This is a genomic window from Micromonospora sp. NPDC007208, from assembly GCF_042869175.1.
Classification (GTDB): Bacteria; Actinomycetota; Actinomycetes; order Mycobacteriales; family Micromonosporaceae; genus Micromonospora; species Micromonospora foliorum.
In genome coordinates this window covers 80,044-94,824 of sequence record NZ_JBIAFG010000003.1, presented here as the reverse complement: position 1 = coordinate 94,824, position 14,781 = coordinate 80,044, and the positions used below count along the sequence as shown (strand labels likewise).

Here is a 14,781-nt window from a genome sequence, read left to right as displayed (position 1 = left end):
TGCCGCGCTCGTCCGAGCCGTACTCGGAGCCGTGCTCGTCCTTGTTCTCCCAGCCCTTGTCGGAGCCGTTGTCCGAGCCGTATTCCGAGCCGTGCTCGTCCTTGCCGTAGCTGCCGCGCTCCTCCGAGCCGTACTCGGAGCCGTGCTCGTCCTTGGACTCCCAGCCCTTGTCCGAGCCGTACTCGGAGCCGTGCTCGTCCTTCGACTCCCAGTCCTTCTTGCCCTCGTCCTTGGACTCCCAGTCCTTCTTGTCACGGCCTTCTTCGGCGTCCTGGCCGTGCTCCTCGCCCTTCCAGTCCTTGCTGTCCTCGTCGCCGTAGGCGTCGGCGGCAGCGCCGCCACCCTGGCCGCCGTTCTCGTCCTTGTTCTCGTCGTCCTTGCCGTTTTCGTCCTTGCCGTTCTCGTCCTTGCCTTCGTGGTCCTTGCCCTTGTCGTCCTTGCCGTGCTCGTCCTTGCCCTTGTCGTCCTTGCCGTTCTCGTCCTTGCCCTCGTGGTCCTTGCCGTTCTCGTCCTTGCCCTCGTGGTCCTTGCCGTTCTCGTCCTTGCCGTTCTCGTGGTCGGAGGAGTTCTCCTCCTCGCTCCACTCGCGGTCCTCGCCCCGGTCTTCGTGCGCCGGCTTGAGCTTGACCTTGCCGGTGACCTTGGACCACACGTACGCGTGCTCCTGCCGATCCGGGCAGATCTCGAGGAGCTTGACCTCGTCGCCCGCCTTGACGACGTGCGGCTTGGCGTAGACCTTGCCGTCGTCGTGGCCGTCGGCGAACGCGATCCCCGGTGCGAACACCAGGAGCGACGCGCCGCCGAGCGCGGCGCCCGCAACGACCTTCCCGAGCATCTTCTTAGCCATGACCTGCGTCACTCCATCCCTGTTGTCCTGCGCTCGGCGACAACCGAGCTAAGACCGACGTTAGACGGTTTCGCGACTTATGAAGTGAAAGATTCGCGTTTTGACCTTTGATCCAAGTAAGAGGTGAAGGAGTGCTACGCGGCTTTCGCCGCGGCGAGCGTCGTGTCGCGCGGCCCGGGACCTTCTGGATACGGCACGGTGTTCCGCGCTCGCCGTGCCCGGCTGGCCTTGGTCATCCGGTAGCGGCGGGTCCGAGCGGTGCGTGCCGCTCGGGCGCACTCGGGGGTATCGTCCGAAACGCTCCGGCAACGCATCGAGCCATTGCCATGGAAGCGCTCCCATGCAAGAATCGGCGAACGCGGTTCAGAGAGCCACACCGTGCAGGCAGGGGAGTCGAGGGCACCCGTTCATCGGGCGACATCCCGCCGCTGATCGACCGGCCGAAGCATCGGCCGGGCACCACCACCACCATCGCCCGTCCGGGTCGGGCGCCCCCCAAGAATCCCGTTGGCGCCGACGGCCGTCCGTGCAGGACGCCCATCGGGCCGTCCCGCCGGGCCGTACTCGGGCCCGGTCTCGCCCAAGGAGATCAGTGGCATGAATGTGTGGAGAAGGCTAACCGGCCCACGCCGGGCCCTCGCGCTCGCCGGCGCGGGTGCCCTGGTCGCCGGTGGGCTCGTAACGATTCCGGTTACCGCGGCGCAGGCCGCGACGCAGTGCGACATCGCGTACACGAGCAACGAATGGCCGGGCGGTTTCACCGCGAGCGTCACCATCAAGAACGTCGGCGACCCGCTGAACGGCTGGACCCTGGGCTGGACCTTCCCCAACTCCGGCCAGCGCGTGCAGCAGGGCTGGTCGGCCACGTTCACTCAGTCCGGCAGCCAGGTCACCGCCCAGAGCCTGTCCTACAACGGCACCCTGGCCACCGGCGCGTCGACGAGCATCGGCTTCAACGGCGCGTGGAGCGGCAGCAACCCGAAGCCGACCTCGTTCACCCTGAACGGCGTGGTCTGCAACGGTGGCACCACCCCGCCGACCACGCCCCCGCCGACCACGCCGCCGCCGACCGACCCGCCGCCGACCACGCCGCCGCCCACCACGCCGCCGCCCGGCACCAAGGTCGACAACCCGTACGCCGGAGTGCGCGGCTACGTGAACCCGGAGTGGAAGGCCAAGGCGGACGCCGAGACCGGCGGAAGCCGCGTCTCCAACAACCCCACGGCCGTCTGGCTGGACCGGATCGCCGCGATCAACGGCACGCCGGACAGCAGCTCCAACGGTGCCTTCGGGGTGCGGCAGCACCTGGACGAGGCGTTGCGCCAGGGCGCCGGCTACATCCAGTTCGTGATCTACAACCTGCCCGGCCGGGACTGCTCCGCGCTCGCCTCCAACGGTGAGCTGGGTCCGGACGAGCTGCCGAAGTACAAAGCCCAGTACATCGACCCGATCGCCGCTATCCAGGGCGAGTCGAAGTACAGCAGCCTGCGGATCATCAACGTCATCGAGATCGACTCGCTGCCGAACCTGGTCACCAACACGTCCGGCCAGCCCGGCGGCACGGTCATGTGCGACACGGTCAAGGCCAACGGCGCTTACGTCAACGGTGTCGGCTACGCCCTCGCCAAGCTCGGCGCCATCGGCAACGTCTACAACTACATCGACGCCGGACACCACGGCTGGCTCGGCTGGGACTCCAACTTCGGCCCGACCGCCGACATCCTGAAGACCGCCGCGGTCGCCTCCGGCAGCACGGTCAACAACGTGCACGGGTTCATCACCAACACCGCGAACTACTCGGCGCTGACCGAGCCGTACTTCAAGGTCACGGACAACGTGAACGGTCAGTCGGTGCGGCAGTCCAAGTGGGTCGACTGGAACTTCTACGTCGACGAGCTGTCCTTCGCCCAGGCGTTCCGTACCAAGCTGGTCTCGGTCGGCTTCAACTCCAACATCGGCATGCTGATCGACACGTCCCGCAACGGTTGGGGTGGCTCCGCGCGGCCCACCGGTCCGGGTGCCACGACCAGCGTCGACACGTACGTCAACGGGGGTCGCATCGACCGTCGGGCCCACCTCGGCAACTGGTGCAACCAGGCCGGCGCCGGCCTCGGCGAGCGGCCGCGGGCCAACCCGGCGACGGGCATCGACGCCTACGTCTGGGTGAAGCCCCCGGGTGAGTCGGACGGCTCCAGCAAGGAGATCCCGAACAACGAGGGCAAGGGCTTCGACCGGATGTGCGACCCGACGTACGGCGGCAACGCCCGCAACGGCAACAACCCGTCCGGGGCCCTGGCCAACGCGCCGATCTCCGGTGCGTGGTTCTCCGCCCAGTTCCAGGAGCTCATGCGCAACGCCTACCCGGGGCTCTGATCGGGTAGCTCACGCACCAACCCGCTGCCAGTGGTTGGTGAGGCACTGTTGGCAGCAGGTTCCCCCCGGGTCCCCGGCCCGACCGTCACAGGTCGGGTCGGGGACCCCCCTTGGGCGTGGTCGAAGCCCCTGGCGGGCCTGCGGCGGGCCCAGACGACGGTCGGCCGCGTTGGAGGTTGGCCCGGATACAACACCGGTATCCGGGCCAACCTCCGCCTTGCCGGACCGCCGCCTGGACTCCGCCTCGGCTCGACCGAGGACTTCGACTCACGCCCGTGTCGTCCCGACTCAGGGCACGGTGCGTTCGATCGCCGCCCGGCCCTGCTCGGCCAGGTCACGGCGGGCCTTCTCCAGGTTCTCCGGTGTCAGGTCCTGGCCGCGGGCCATCACCAGGTCCTCCGGCTCCCAGGGCTGTTCGCCTCCGGTGCGGATGTTGTCCCCACCAGCGCCGGTGCCCGTCCCGGTCGCCCCGGTGCCGGCCGCGTACGGGTCGCCGATCAGCTCGTCGGTGTCCGGTGCGAGATCGTCCGGTCGGGTGCGGGGTTCGGCGAAGCCCGGCGTGTCCCGGTCCGGGCCACCGCCGGTGCGCAGCTGCGGCACGGTGGCGTCATCGTCCACCGCCGAGGCCACCTCGGGGCTGTCCTCCAGCGGCGGTTGGCGATCGCGATCGGTCATGGTGCTGCCTCCTGTGTCCGACACGGTGCCTGATTTCCCCCACGTACCCCTTCGTGCCCCGCTCATGCCGCACGGCCCGGCGGTCGGGCCGGGCCGTGCTCATGTCGTGCGGTCGGGCCGGGCGGCCCGGCGGTCAGGCGTCGGGTTGCTTCTCGTTCGGGGCCGGCGCCTCCGCCGGGCGCAGCCACTGCCAGAGCAGCATGAGCAGCCCGAACACGAGCATCGCCAGCCCGGCCCACAGGTTGATCCGGACGCCTTCGGCCTTGTCGATCTCGGCCCGGCTGTCGAAGATGCCGATCAGCGTCACGATGATCCCGTACGCGACGAAGAGGCCACCGATCACCCGGCGGATGTCGAACAGCCGGGCCGCGGCGGAGCGCCGCTGCTCCGCCTGCGCCTCGTCGATCAGCGGGTCCTGTGCCGGCTGGCCATCGTTGCTCATCTGCCGACCCCTTTCCTTAGAAGACCGGGATGTAGAAGAGGGCGGCCAGCGCGACCGCGATCAGACCGAGCAGCACCGGAGAGCGGTACCAGACGGCGTCCCCGGCGAGCACGTCGCCCTTCAGGTCGACGCCGCCCATGCCGTACACCAGCCCGCGCAACTCCTCGTCCCGCTTGGGTGAGGTGAGTGGGGTGACGATCGCGGCGACCACCACCGCCGTGACGAACGCCAGACCGGCACCCCAGAAGCTCTCCTCCAGGTCGGAGTTGAAGTCGACCACACCGCCCTTGTAGAGCAGGTAGAGGCTCAGCGACACCAGGGTGCCCAGCAGCAGCGACCAGAAGCCGGCCAGGGCGCTCATCCGCTTCCAGAACATGCCGATGATGAAGGTGGCGAACAGCGGCGCGTTGAAGACGGAGAAGAGCGCCTGGATGTAGTTCATGATGTTGCTGAACCCGGCCGCGATGAACGCGGTCCCGATCCCGATCACCACGGCGGCGACCGTCGCCCACCGACCGACCCGCAGGTAGTACTCGTCCGACCGATCCCGGCGGATGTACGCCTGCCAGATGTCGTAGGTGAAGACGGTGTTGAAGCCGCTCACGTTGGCCGCCATGCCGGCCATGAACGAGGCGAGCAGCCCGGTGACCGCCACCCCGAGCACGCCGTTGGGGAGCAGGTCGCGCATCAGCAGCGGGATGGCGTTGTTGTACTGCAGGTCGCCGCTCTCCGCGCCGAGGCCCTTCACCGTCACCAGGGCCACCAGGCCGGGGATGACCGTGACCAGGGGAATGAACAGCTTCGGGTACGCGGCGATGATCGGCGTACGCCGGGCGGCGCTCATGTTCTTGGCCGAGAGGGCCCGCTGCACCTCGGCGAAGTTCGTCGTCCAGTAGCCGAACGACAGCACGAAGCCGAGGCCGAAGACGATGCCGATCCAGTGCGCGCCCAGCGGGTTGGCCGTGCTGCCGGTGTCCTGCCACGCGTGCAGGCCCGCCTCGCCCAGCTTGGTGTCGCCGACCGCGTCCATCAGGCCGTTCCACCCGCCGACCTTGACCAGACCGATCACGGTGACCGGGATGAGGCCGGCGAGGATGACGAAGAACTGGAGCACCTCGTTGTAGATCGCCCCGGACAGGCCGCCGATGGTGATGTACGCCAGCACGATCGCCGCGCCGACCACGATCGCCGTCCAGAGCGGCCAGCCGAGCAGCGCCTGCATGACGAGGGCCAGCGCGTAGAGGTTCACGCCGGCGATCAGCACCTGGGCGACGGCGAAGCTGAGCGCGTTGAGCAGGTGGGTGGGGCGGTTGAACCGCAACCGCAGGTACTCCGGCACGCTGCGGACCTTGGAGCCGTAGTAGAAGGGCATCATCACGATGCCCAGGAAGACCATCGCCGGGACCGCGCCGATCCAGTAGTAGTGGACCGTCATCACGCCGTACTGGGCCCCGTTCGCGGCCATTCCGATGATCTCCAGCGCGCCCAGGTTCGCCGAGACGAAGGCGAGACCGGTCACCCAGGCCGGCAGGGAGCGGCCGGAGAGGAAGAAGTCGACGCTGGTCCGGATCGCCCGACGCGCGGCGAAGCCGACCCCGAGGACGGTGACGAAGTACAGCGCCAGAATCAGGTAGTCCAGGCCGTTCATGTTGAGCCGAAGACCGTCGCCGTCCATCCCGCCACCCCTCGTCCCGACGTCCGCGCTGGTTGGTGCGCGCGCGCCCTATTACCCCCGTCCGGGCGGTTTCACTCCCGGAGGTGGAGACCGCCGCGTTCGGGCCCGCTCGGGCGGTCTCGCCCGCGCCTGGCGATGATGGGTACGCAAGGGGCGCCCCGGCCGTCACGGCCGGGGCGCCCAGTTGTCGGTCGGGTGTGACTCAGCGACCGAGTACGCGGTCCAGGAAGTCCCGGTAGTTGCGGACCGCCATCCGCAGTTGCTCGGTGTCGGCCGAGCCTGCGTCCTGCCACCCGCCCAGGGTGTTCTTTTGCGCGGCAAGCGCCGAGGAGAGGGCCTGGATGGCCTCCTCCACCAGCGACTGCGCCTCGCCGGCAGCCGCCTGCGGGTCGTCGACGAAGCGCAGCTGCACGTCCCGCCAGCGGTCCCGGAAGCCCTGCGCGGTGTTCGTGTCGAGGAGCGTGGCCGGCTCGGCCGCGACTGTCGACCCGGCGGGCCGGGATGTTCCGGCGGACTCCAGCGTGGGGCTGGTGTCGTCGCCGGGGACCGGCTCGCCGTCCGCGTCCGGGTCGACCATCTCCGGCGTCGCGCTGCCGTAGCCGGCCGCGCCCGCCGTGGCGGCGTCCCGATCGCCGGTCAGGTCGCCGCGCCGCTCGGGGTCGCCGTCCGTACTCCCCATGGGGACGACGGTGCGCGCGGACGTGTCCGCGTCGGTACGGTCGGCGCTGTCGTCGAGGTCCGCGCTGTCGACGTCGGTGTCGCGGCGGTGCAGCTCGGCGGTGGGGTCGGCGCGCAGGCCCTCCCGCTCGCCGTCCTCGGCGCCGTCGCCCGGCTGGGCGGTCCGCTCGGCCCGGGGGTCCGGTTGATCCTGCGGGCGTGGGCTGGCCAGCGCGGAGGCGGCCACCGCGTCGGCCACCGTGGTGGCGCCGAACGTCGTCGGCAGCGGCCCCGGCTCGTGGAAACCGCCCTCGTCGGCGTCGCGCCGGTGGCGCGGGTCGGAGTCGTCGGTCAGCTCGTCGTCGGCCGGGTCGTACGCGGGATCCCGGCCGGTGTCGTCGGTCCGCTCGTGGGCGGCGGTCTGGTCGTCGAAGGTGCCCCGGTCGTCGAGGGCGTCCTCAGGGACGTCGGAGCGGCCGGCTCGGTCGCCGGCCGGGGGTACCGGCACGGGCGCGGACCGGACGGCCTCCGGGTGGTCGTTGCTCACCTGCTGCTCTTCCTGGCGCATCGGTGGCCTCCTCAGCGGCTCGTGGCGTCGTGGTCCGGGTGGTGGCGCTGTTCCGGCGTACGGTTGCCGACCGGCTCCTCGCCCAGCAGGTCGGCGAAGAGTGCGCGGTAGTGCACGACCGCCTGCCGCAGCTCCTCGGTGCTGGCCTCGCCCCGGGAGTTGCGCAGGTGGATCTCGTGCGCGTCCCGGTAGTTCGTCAGTGTGCGGGCGTGCTCGACGGAGAGGTGGGCGATCTGGTCGGAGAAGTCACCGGTCGGGTAGCCCTGCTCCTCGATGAGGCGGGTGACCAGTTCGTCCGCGTCGCCCACGGTCTCGCCGGGGGAGTCGATGAAGCGGACCTGGAGTTCCTCCCAGGCGGCGCTGTACCGGGCCCGGGACTCCGGGCTGAGTGGGGTGAGCGTGAGCTCGGCATGCCGGCGTTCCCGGTCGCGCAGCTCGCGCTCGGCGGCGGACCGGCTGTCCTGTTCCGCCACCACCCGGTCGTACTCCGGCCCGAACCGGTTGCGCAGCGCGCGACGGCGGCCGAGCGAGCGGGCGGCCACGGCCAGAGCCGCGACGATCACCAGCACGACGAGCACGATGACGATTACCTGCGTGGGCGACATGGGCTCCTCCTTCGTCTCCTGGTATTCCCTCTGTGCGGTGATCGCCAATCCCGATCCGAGACACTTTCCTGACGGGGGCCGCAACTGCCCGCCAGCCAAAACTTGACTCATTCCAGAAAAGGCGCTTGGGTGGGGTGATGCACCCACAGCCCAGCAAGCCGATCCTCACCACCCGGCAGGGTCACCCCGTGCACAACAACCAGCAGCAGCGGACGGTCGGCTCGCGCGGCCCCGCCACGCTGGAGAACTACCACTTCCTGGAGAAGATCAGCCATTTCGACCGGGAGCGGATCCCGGAGCGGGTGGTGCACGCGCGCGGTTTCGTCGCACACGGCGAGTTCGAGGCGTACGGGACCATCGGCGACGAGCGGGCCGCGACCTCCACCCGGGCCAAGCTGTTCCAGGTCAGGGGCAGGAAGACGCCGGTGAGCGTGCGCTTCTCCACGGTCATCGGCGGCCGGGACTCCTCCGAGGCCACCCGCGACCCGCGTGGCTTCGCCGTCAAGTTCCGCACCGAGGACGGCAACTGGGACCTGGTCGGCAACAACCTGCCGGTCTTCTTCATTCGAGACGCGATCAAGTTCCCCGACGTCATCCACTCGCTGAAGCCGGACCCGGTGACGTTCCGTCAGGAGCCGAACCGGATCTTCGACTTCATGTCCAACACCCCCGAGTCGATGCACATGCTGACCTGGCTGTTCAGCCCACGCGGCATCCCGGCCAACTACCGGACGCAGGACGGCTTCGGTGTGAACACCTACCGGATGGTCAACGCCGCGGGCGAGGGCGTGCTGGTCAAGTACCACTGGAAGTCGCAGCAGGGCATCGAGTCGCTGACCGAGGAGCAGGCCTCGGCCATCCAGGCCAGCGAGTTGGGCCACGCCTCCAAGGACCTCTACGAGGCCATCGAACGCGGTGAGTGCCCCCGGTGGGAGCTGCACGTCCAGATCATGAGCGACGACGAGCACCCGGAGCTGGACTTCGACCCGCTGGACGACACCAAGACGTGGCCGGAGGACGCGTTCCCCCTGCGCCCGGTCGGCATGATGACGCTCAACCGTAACGTGAGCAACGTCCACAACGAGAACGAGCAGATCGCCTTCGGCACCGGCGTACTGGTCGACGGCCTGGACTTCTCCGACGACAAGATGCTTGTCGGACGGACGTTCTCCTACTCGGACACCCAGCGCTACCGGGTCGGCCCGAACTACCTCCAGCTACCGATCAACGCGCCGCGCGAGGACGTCCAGGTCAACACCAACCAGGACGGCGGCCAGATGTCGTACGGGGTGGACAACCGGGCCGGTAACCCGCACATCAACTTCGAGCCGTCCTCGGTGGCCGGTCTCGACCAGGCCGACGAGTCGTACCGGGAGTACCGGCCGTTCGTCTCGGGTCAGGTCATGCGGGCGCCGATCGAGCGGCAGAACAACTACGCCCAGGCCGGCGAGCGTTTCCGCACCATGCCCCAGTGGGAGCGCGACGACCTGGTGAAGAACCTGGTCAACCTGTTGGGTCAGTGCGACAAGCACATCCAGCAGAAGATGGTCTGGCACTTCAGCCAGTGCGACGACGCCTACGGTCGGCGGGTCGCCGAAGGTCTCGGCATCGCCGACCACGCCTGATTCCCACCGTCCGTCGCCGGCTCCGCCGGCAGCCGCGACAACGGCCCCGCCGTACGCGAACGCCCCGCCGGTCCGCCGCCGGGGCGTTCGCCGTTCCCATCCCCCGCACATCCCGGAGCGTCGATGTCGGCGCGACGGGCGGTAGTGCAACGGCCCTCGATTACGTATCCTGCCCAAGGCGCCCGCGCCGGTGCCCGGTGACACGGCCGGGCACGCAGTCGGCCGGCGCGTTGCCCGGCGGTGCCGGCGCCCCTCCTGCCACCCCTGTACGGGCGAGGTCTGATGAGAACCCGCGACTGGCCGATCCGCTCGAAGCTGACCGCGTTGGTCGTCGCACCGGTGACCGCGCTCCTGGCACTGTGGATCTTCGCAACCACCCTGACCTTCGGTCCCGCCCTGAACCTGCTCTCCGCCCGCACCCTGCTGTACGACCTGGGTCGTCCCGGCGAGACAGTGGTCACCGAACTGCAACGGGAACGCCGGCTCTCGGCGGTGCAGCTCGCCGGCAAGACCGAGCTGCCCGCACTCGCCGAGCAGCGCGGGCGCACCGATCGGGCGGTCGCCGAGCTGCGCCGCCGGGTGGACGGGGAACCCCTGCGCGACGCCGCGGACGACCTGCTGGAGACCCGGGTCGACCGGCTGGTCAGCGCCCTGGCGGCGCTACCCAGCGGGCGGAAGTTCATCGACGACCGCAAGGTGGACCGGGCCGGCGCGATCGGCCTGTACAGCGGCATGGTCGCCGCGGCGTTCCAGGCGTTCGCCGGCATGGCGACCCTGACCGACCCGGCCATCAACCGGCAGGCACTGGCGCTCACCGCACTGGGTCGCTCCCGGGAACTGCTCGGCCAGAGCGACGCGCTGCTGGCCGGCGCGCTGACCGCCGGGCGGTTCGCCGAGGGGGAGCACACCCAACTCGTACAGGCCATCGGCAACCAACGGTGGCTCACCGAGAGCGCCGTGGCCGACCTGCCCGAGAGCAGCCGGACCGCCTACCAACGGTTGACCGAGGGCGAGGCGTTCACCCGGCTGCGCACGATGCAGGACGCGCTTGTCGTACCCAACCGGTCCGGCCGGCCGGCGGTCGACGCGGCGGCCTGGCAGGCCAGCCAGGACGCGGTGCAGCAGCAGTTGCGGACCTTCGAGCTGTCCGAGGCCGACGCTCTCACCGACCGCTCGGTGCCGATGGCGGTCCGCATCCTGGTGCGGCTGGCCGCCGCCGGCGTGCTCGGGCTCGTCGCCGTGGTCGTCTCGGTGCTGGTGGCGCTGCGGGTCGGCCGCACCCTGGTCCGGCGGCTCAGCGGCGTCCGCACCGCCGCGCTGGAACTGGCCGAGCACCGGCTGCCCGACGTGGTGACCCGGCTGCGCCGTGGCGAGCAGGTCGACGTCGCCCGGGAGGCGCCGCCGCTGGAGTACGGCCACGACGAGATCGGCGAGGTCGGGCGCGCCTTCACCGAGGTGCAGCGCACCGCCGTCCAGGCCGCGGTGGACGAGGTCACCCTGCGTCGCGGGCTCAACGAGGTCTTCCTCAACATCGCGCGCCGGAGCCAGAGCCTGGTGCACCGTCAGCTGCACCTGCTGGACCGGATGGAGCGGCGCAGTGAGGACCCGGACGAGCTGGCCGAGCTGTTCCAGGTCGACCACCTGGCCACCCGACTGCGCCGGCACGCCGAGGACCTGGTCATCCTCGCCGGCTCCGCGCCCGGCCGGGGTTGGCGAAACCCGGTCGCGATGGTCGACCTGATCCGCGGCGCGATCTCCGAGGTCGAGGCGTACGAACGGGTGGACGTCACCGCCGTGCAACCAGCCGGCGTGCTGGGGCGGGCGGTCGGTGACGTCATCCACCTCCTCGCCGAGCTGGTCGAGAACGCCACCGCCTTCTCCCCACCGGACACCCGGGTCACCGTCACCGGGGCGCAGGTGGCCAACGGGTACGCCCTGGAGATCACCGACCAGGGGCTGGGCATGTCCGACGCGGCGCTGGAGGCCGCCAACACCCGGCTGGCCAGCTCGCCCGAGTTCGACCCGGCGCAGAGCGCCCGACTCGGCCTGTTCGTGGTGGCCCGGCTGGCGGCCCGACACGGCGTACGGGTGCGGTTGCGCCCCTCCGGGGAGGGCGGCGTGACCGCCGTCGTGCTCGTCCCCGGCGACCTGGTCACCACCGAACCGCCGGCCGGTCCCGACCCCGCCACGCTCGGCGCCGCGTCGGCCGACCCGAGCCGGCGGCTGGCCCGGACGGCGCGCCGGGGCACCGTGACCCGCCCCCGTACCCGCCCGCCGACGGCCCCGCCCGCCAGCACGCCTCCGCCCGCCCCACCCACCGGAGCGCCGACCCCGGCCACCCCGCCCGCCAATGGGCGCGACGACGGGTCGGCGACCTCCGACGAGCCGGCCGACGAGCTGGATGGCCTGCCCCGCCGGGTGCGACGTCGTACCCCGGTCGCCCAGCCCCGGTCTACCGTCACCGACACGCCGTCACCCCGCTCGCCGGAGGAGGTCCGCCAGGTGATGGCGGCGCTACAGGCCGGCACGGCGCGCGGACGCGCCACCGCCAGCACCCCGACGGGCCCGGCAGCGCCAACGGCGGCGCCGACCGGTCCGGCGGTTCCGGCGGCCCCCACCGACCCGCCGACGACCTCGGAACCCCCGACCGCGACTGAGAGGGACGCCTAGTGCGGCATTCGACGAAGCAGAGCGCCGGCCTCGACTGGTTGCTCGACGAGCTGGTGCAACGGGTACCGGCCGCCCGGGAGGCGGTGGTGCTCTCCGCCGACGGCCTGCTGCTCGGTTGTTCGGCCGATTTGGAGCGCTCGGACGCCGAACACCTCTGTGCGCTCGCCGCCGGCTTCTCCAGCCTGGCCCGGGGCGCCAGCCGGCACGTGGACGGCGGCCCGGTCCGGCAGACCGTTGTGGAGATGGAGGCGGCGTACCTCTTCGTCACCGCCGCCGGGCAGGGTGCCTGCCTCGCCGTGGTGAGCGATGCCGACGCGGACATCGGGCTGGTCGCGTACGAGATGGCGATGCTGGTGATCCGGGTGGGGGAGAGCCTCGCCGCGCCGGCCCGATCGGCTCCGGGTGCGGGAGATGCGGACTGAGCCGCCCGGGCCGCAGCACGAGTGGCTGGACGGCGAAGCCGGCCCGGTGATGCGCCCGTACACGCTCACCGGAGGCCGGGTACGCTCCGCCGTCGACGATTTCAACCTGGTCGCGTTCGTGCTGGCCGGTTCGGATGTCGACGCGGCGAGCCAACCGCACCTGCTGCCGGAGCATCGACGGCTGGTCGCGTTGGCCCACCGACCGGTGTCGGTGGCCGAACTGGCAGCCGAGCTGGACCTCGCGGTCGGCGTGGTCCGGGTACTGCTCGGTGATCTGCTCGCCGAGGGCCTGGTCGCGGTACACGAGCCGCCGGCCGCCGGCATCCTTCCCGACGACGACATCCTCAAGGCGGTGGTCAGTGGACTCCGTGCGCTATGACCAGGTGGGCACCAGCACCACCATCCCGCTGGCACTGAAGATCCTCATCGCGGGAGGCTTCGGGGCTGGCAAGACGACCTTGGTGAGCGCGCTGAGCGAGGTCCGTCCGTTGCAGACCGAGGAGGTGTTGACCGGCGCCGGGATCGGCACCGACGACATCTCCGGCGTGGAGGGTAAGTCCACCACCACCGTGGCGATGGACTTCGGCCGGATCACCATCAACGACGACCTTCAGGTCTACCTGTTCGGCACGCCGGGTCAGGACCGGTTCTGGTTCCTCTGGGACGAGCTGGCCTTCGGGGCGCTCGGCGCGGTGGTGCTGGCCGACACCCGGCGGCTGGCCGACTGCTTCCCCTCCATCGACTACTTCGAGCAGCGCGGCATCCCGTTCGTGGTGGGCGTGAACTGCTTCGACGACGCCCGCCGGTTCAACCTGGAGACCGTACGCCGAGCGCTCGACCTGGACCCGGACGTGCCGATGGTGCTCTGCGACGCCCGGGACCGGCAGTCCGGGAAGATGGTGTTGATCTCTCTGGTGGAGCATGTCGCCCGGCAGCGCGGCGAGCCGGTGCCGGCGGCCTGAGAACCGGACCCGGAAAGCCGGTTAACGGGCGGGCAACGCGGGCAGCCTCTGGTTGGATCGACGAAGGATGCCGGCGGAGGAGTGGGACGTGAGCGGTCAGGGTGAGGTCGTCCACATCGGGGGTTACACCGCGCAGAGTGGCGGGCGGGGCAGCGGCATCGTCGCCGCGCACCGCGACCCCACGACCGGGGCGCTGACCCCGCTCGGCACGGTGGCGGTCACCCCGTCCCCCTCCTTCCTGGCACGGCACCCCACCGAGCCGGTGCTCTACGCGGTCAACGAGCTGACCGACGGGGAGATCAGCGCCTGGCAGGTCGGGGCGGACGGCGCGTTGGACCCGCTCGGCAGCCGGTCGACCGGCGGCGCCGAGCCCTGCCACCTGGCGGTGCTGCCCGGCGGCGACCACCTGCTGGCGGCCAACTACGGCAGCGGCAGCATCGCGGTCTTCCCGCTCGACCCGAAGGGCGTGCCCGGCGAGCGCACCGATCTGGTGGTGCACGAGGGGCACGGTCCCGACCCGGATCGCCAGGACCATGCCCACGCCCACATGGTCTCGCCGGGGGCGGGCCGCGGCCCGATCTTCGGCGTGGATCTCGGCACCGACTCCGTCTACCGGTACGACCTGGACGACGCCACCGGACGACTGGTGCCGCGTGCGCCGCGGATCCGTACGGCGCCCGGCACCGGCCCCCGGCACCTGGCCCGGCACCCGGACGGACGGCGCTGCTACCTCGTGGGCGAGCTGGACGCCTCGGTCACCGCGTACGAGCTGACCGACGACGGCGCGTTGCACCAGCGCGGGCGGGTCGAGGCGAGTGAGCGGGCCGGTCACGTCCAACCGTCGGAGGTCGCGGTCGCCCCGGACGGCCGGTTCCTCTACGTCGCCAACCGTGGGGTGGGGACCGTGGCGGTCTTCACGCTGGCCGGTGACTTGCCCGAACTGGTGGCCGAAGTGGACACCGGCGGCGAGTGGCCTCGCCACTTCGCCCTGATCGGCGAGCACCTCTACGTCGCCGACGAGCGGGCGGACATGGTGCGGGTGTTCCGGCGCGACGCCGACACCGGCGTCCCGGAGGCGGTCGGCGAGCCGGTGCCGGTGCCGAGTCCGACGTGCGTTTTGCCCTGAACGATGGTTTAGGGACGCGAGTGTTGCACTGATTCGGCAACGCCACGAGGCTGTTACATCACTCTGTGTTGCAAAAAGGTGGTCAACTGTTTCTCCTCCGTAACTTTAGTCCGAACGGATGTGGCAGAGACGGC

The 14,781-nt window shown here is 70.7% G+C and carries 13 protein-coding genes; 7 read left to right on the top strand and 6 right to left on the bottom strand.

Features of this window, described 5'->3' with window-relative positions:
• Window positions 1–847, bottom strand: an 847-nt coding sequence (locus ACFYL6_RS06835) for a hypothetical protein (RefSeq protein ID WP_387168484.1), incomplete at its 3' end; no start/stop codon positions are given.
• A 597-nt stretch (window positions 848–1,444) separates the two neighbouring features.
• On the opposite strand from ACFYL6_RS06835, the gene ACFYL6_RS06830 reads away from it, so the two are divergent.
• A complete protein-coding gene (locus ACFYL6_RS06830) occupies window positions 1,445–3,220 on the top strand; it encodes a glycoside hydrolase family 6 protein (protein WP_387168480.1) in 1,776 nt (591 codons plus the stop codon).
• A 288-nt stretch (window positions 3,221–3,508) separates the two neighbouring features.
• Here the strand turns inward: ACFYL6_RS06830 and ACFYL6_RS06825 are convergent, their stop codons facing one another.
• The 5 genes from ACFYL6_RS06825 to ACFYL6_RS06805 form a co-directional block, all read right to left on the bottom strand.
• Entirely contained in the window at window positions 3,509–3,895 is a 387-nt protein-coding gene (locus ACFYL6_RS06825; RefSeq protein ID WP_387168477.1) for a hypothetical protein, read from the bottom strand.
• 133 nt (window positions 3,896–4,028) lie between these two features.
• A complete protein-coding gene (locus tag ACFYL6_RS06820; protein ID WP_387168474.1) occupies window positions 4,029–4,337 on the bottom strand; it encodes a hypothetical protein in 309 nt (102 codons plus the stop codon).
• Between the two features lie 16 nt (window positions 4,338–4,353).
• A complete protein-coding gene (locus ACFYL6_RS06815; protein WP_238661258.1) occupies window positions 4,354–6,012 on the bottom strand; it encodes a sodium:solute symporter family protein in 1,659 nt (552 codons plus the stop codon).
• 202 nt (window positions 6,013–6,214) lie between these two features.
• Complete coding sequence (locus ACFYL6_RS06810; protein WP_387168471.1) at window positions 6,215–7,237, bottom strand: hypothetical protein; 1,023 nt, start codon at window positions 7,235–7,237, stop codon at window positions 6,215–6,217.
• 11 nt (window positions 7,238–7,248) lie between these two features.
• A complete protein-coding gene (locus ACFYL6_RS06805) occupies window positions 7,249–7,842 on the bottom strand; it encodes a hypothetical protein (RefSeq protein ID WP_387168468.1) in 594 nt (197 codons plus the stop codon).
• Between the two features lie 137 nt (window positions 7,843–7,979).
• Between ACFYL6_RS06805 and ACFYL6_RS06800 the strand changes: the two genes are divergently transcribed.
• The 6 genes from ACFYL6_RS06800 to ACFYL6_RS06775 all read left to right on the top strand — a co-directional run bounded on the left by ACFYL6_RS06800 (window position 7,980) and on the right by ACFYL6_RS06775 (window position 14,647).
• Window positions 7,980–9,467, top strand: coding sequence for a catalase (locus tag ACFYL6_RS06800; RefSeq protein ID WP_387168464.1), 1,488 nt, complete (start codon window positions 7,980–7,982; stop codon window positions 9,465–9,467).
• Window positions 9,468–9,749: 282 nt separating this feature from the next.
• Entirely contained in the window at window positions 9,750–12,137 is a 2,388-nt protein-coding gene (locus ACFYL6_RS06795) for a nitrate- and nitrite sensing domain-containing protein (RefSeq protein ID WP_387168462.1), read from the top strand.
• Window positions 12,137–12,559, top strand: coding sequence for a roadblock/LC7 domain-containing protein (locus tag ACFYL6_RS06790; protein ID WP_387168459.1), 423 nt, complete (start codon window positions 12,137–12,139; stop codon window positions 12,557–12,559). The genes ACFYL6_RS06795 and ACFYL6_RS06790 overlap by 1 nt, the downstream gene beginning before the upstream one ends.
• Window positions 12,549–12,938: a DUF742 domain-containing protein gene (locus ACFYL6_RS06785; RefSeq protein WP_238660845.1), complete on the top strand. Its 390-nt coding sequence runs from the start codon at window positions 12,549–12,551 to the stop codon at window positions 12,936–12,938. Before ACFYL6_RS06790 ends, ACFYL6_RS06785 begins: the two co-directional genes overlap by 11 nt.
• On the top strand, window positions 12,919–13,521 hold the full coding sequence (locus tag ACFYL6_RS06780) for an ATP/GTP-binding protein (protein ID WP_184178007.1): 603 nt from the start codon (window positions 12,919–12,921) through the stop codon (window positions 13,519–13,521). The genes ACFYL6_RS06785 and ACFYL6_RS06780 overlap by 20 nt, the downstream gene beginning before the upstream one ends.
• 88 nt (window positions 13,522–13,609) lie before the next feature.
• The gene (locus tag ACFYL6_RS06775; RefSeq protein WP_387168455.1) at window positions 13,610–14,647 is read left to right on the top strand and encodes a lactonase family protein; all 1,038 of its coding nucleotides are present in this window, start codon (window positions 13,610–13,612) and stop codon (window positions 14,645–14,647) included.
• Window positions 14,648–14,781: the final 134 nt, after the last annotated feature.

Coding starts and splice junctions, on each gene's coding strand:
- ACFYL6_RS06830 (WP_387168480.1), top strand. CDS start 1,445: ATGAATGTGTGGAGAAGGCTAACCGGCCCACGCCGGGCCCTCGCGCTC.
- ACFYL6_RS06825 (WP_387168477.1), bottom strand. CDS start 3,895: ATGACCGATCGCGATCGCCAACCGCCGCTGGAGGACAGCCCCGAGGTG.
- ACFYL6_RS06820 (WP_387168474.1), bottom strand. CDS start 4,337: ATGAGCAACGATGGCCAGCCGGCACAGGACCCGCTGATCGACGAGGCG.
- ACFYL6_RS06815 (WP_238661258.1), bottom strand. CDS start 6,012: ATGGACGGCGACGGTCTTCGGCTCAACATGAACGGCCTGGACTACCTG.
- ACFYL6_RS06810 (WP_387168471.1), bottom strand. CDS start 7,237: ATGCGCCAGGAAGAGCAGCAGGTGAGCAACGACCACCCGGAGGCCGTC.
- ACFYL6_RS06805 (WP_387168468.1), bottom strand. CDS start 7,842: ATGTCGCCCACGCAGGTAATCGTCATCGTGCTCGTCGTGCTGGTGATC.
- ACFYL6_RS06800 (WP_387168464.1), top strand. CDS start 7,980: ATGCACCCACAGCCCAGCAAGCCGATCCTCACCACCCGGCAGGGTCAC.
- ACFYL6_RS06795 (WP_387168462.1), top strand. CDS start 9,750: ATGAGAACCCGCGACTGGCCGATCCGCTCGAAGCTGACCGCGTTGGTC.
- ACFYL6_RS06785 (WP_238660845.1), top strand. CDS start 12,549: ATGCGGACTGAGCCGCCCGGGCCGCAGCACGAGTGGCTGGACGGCGAA.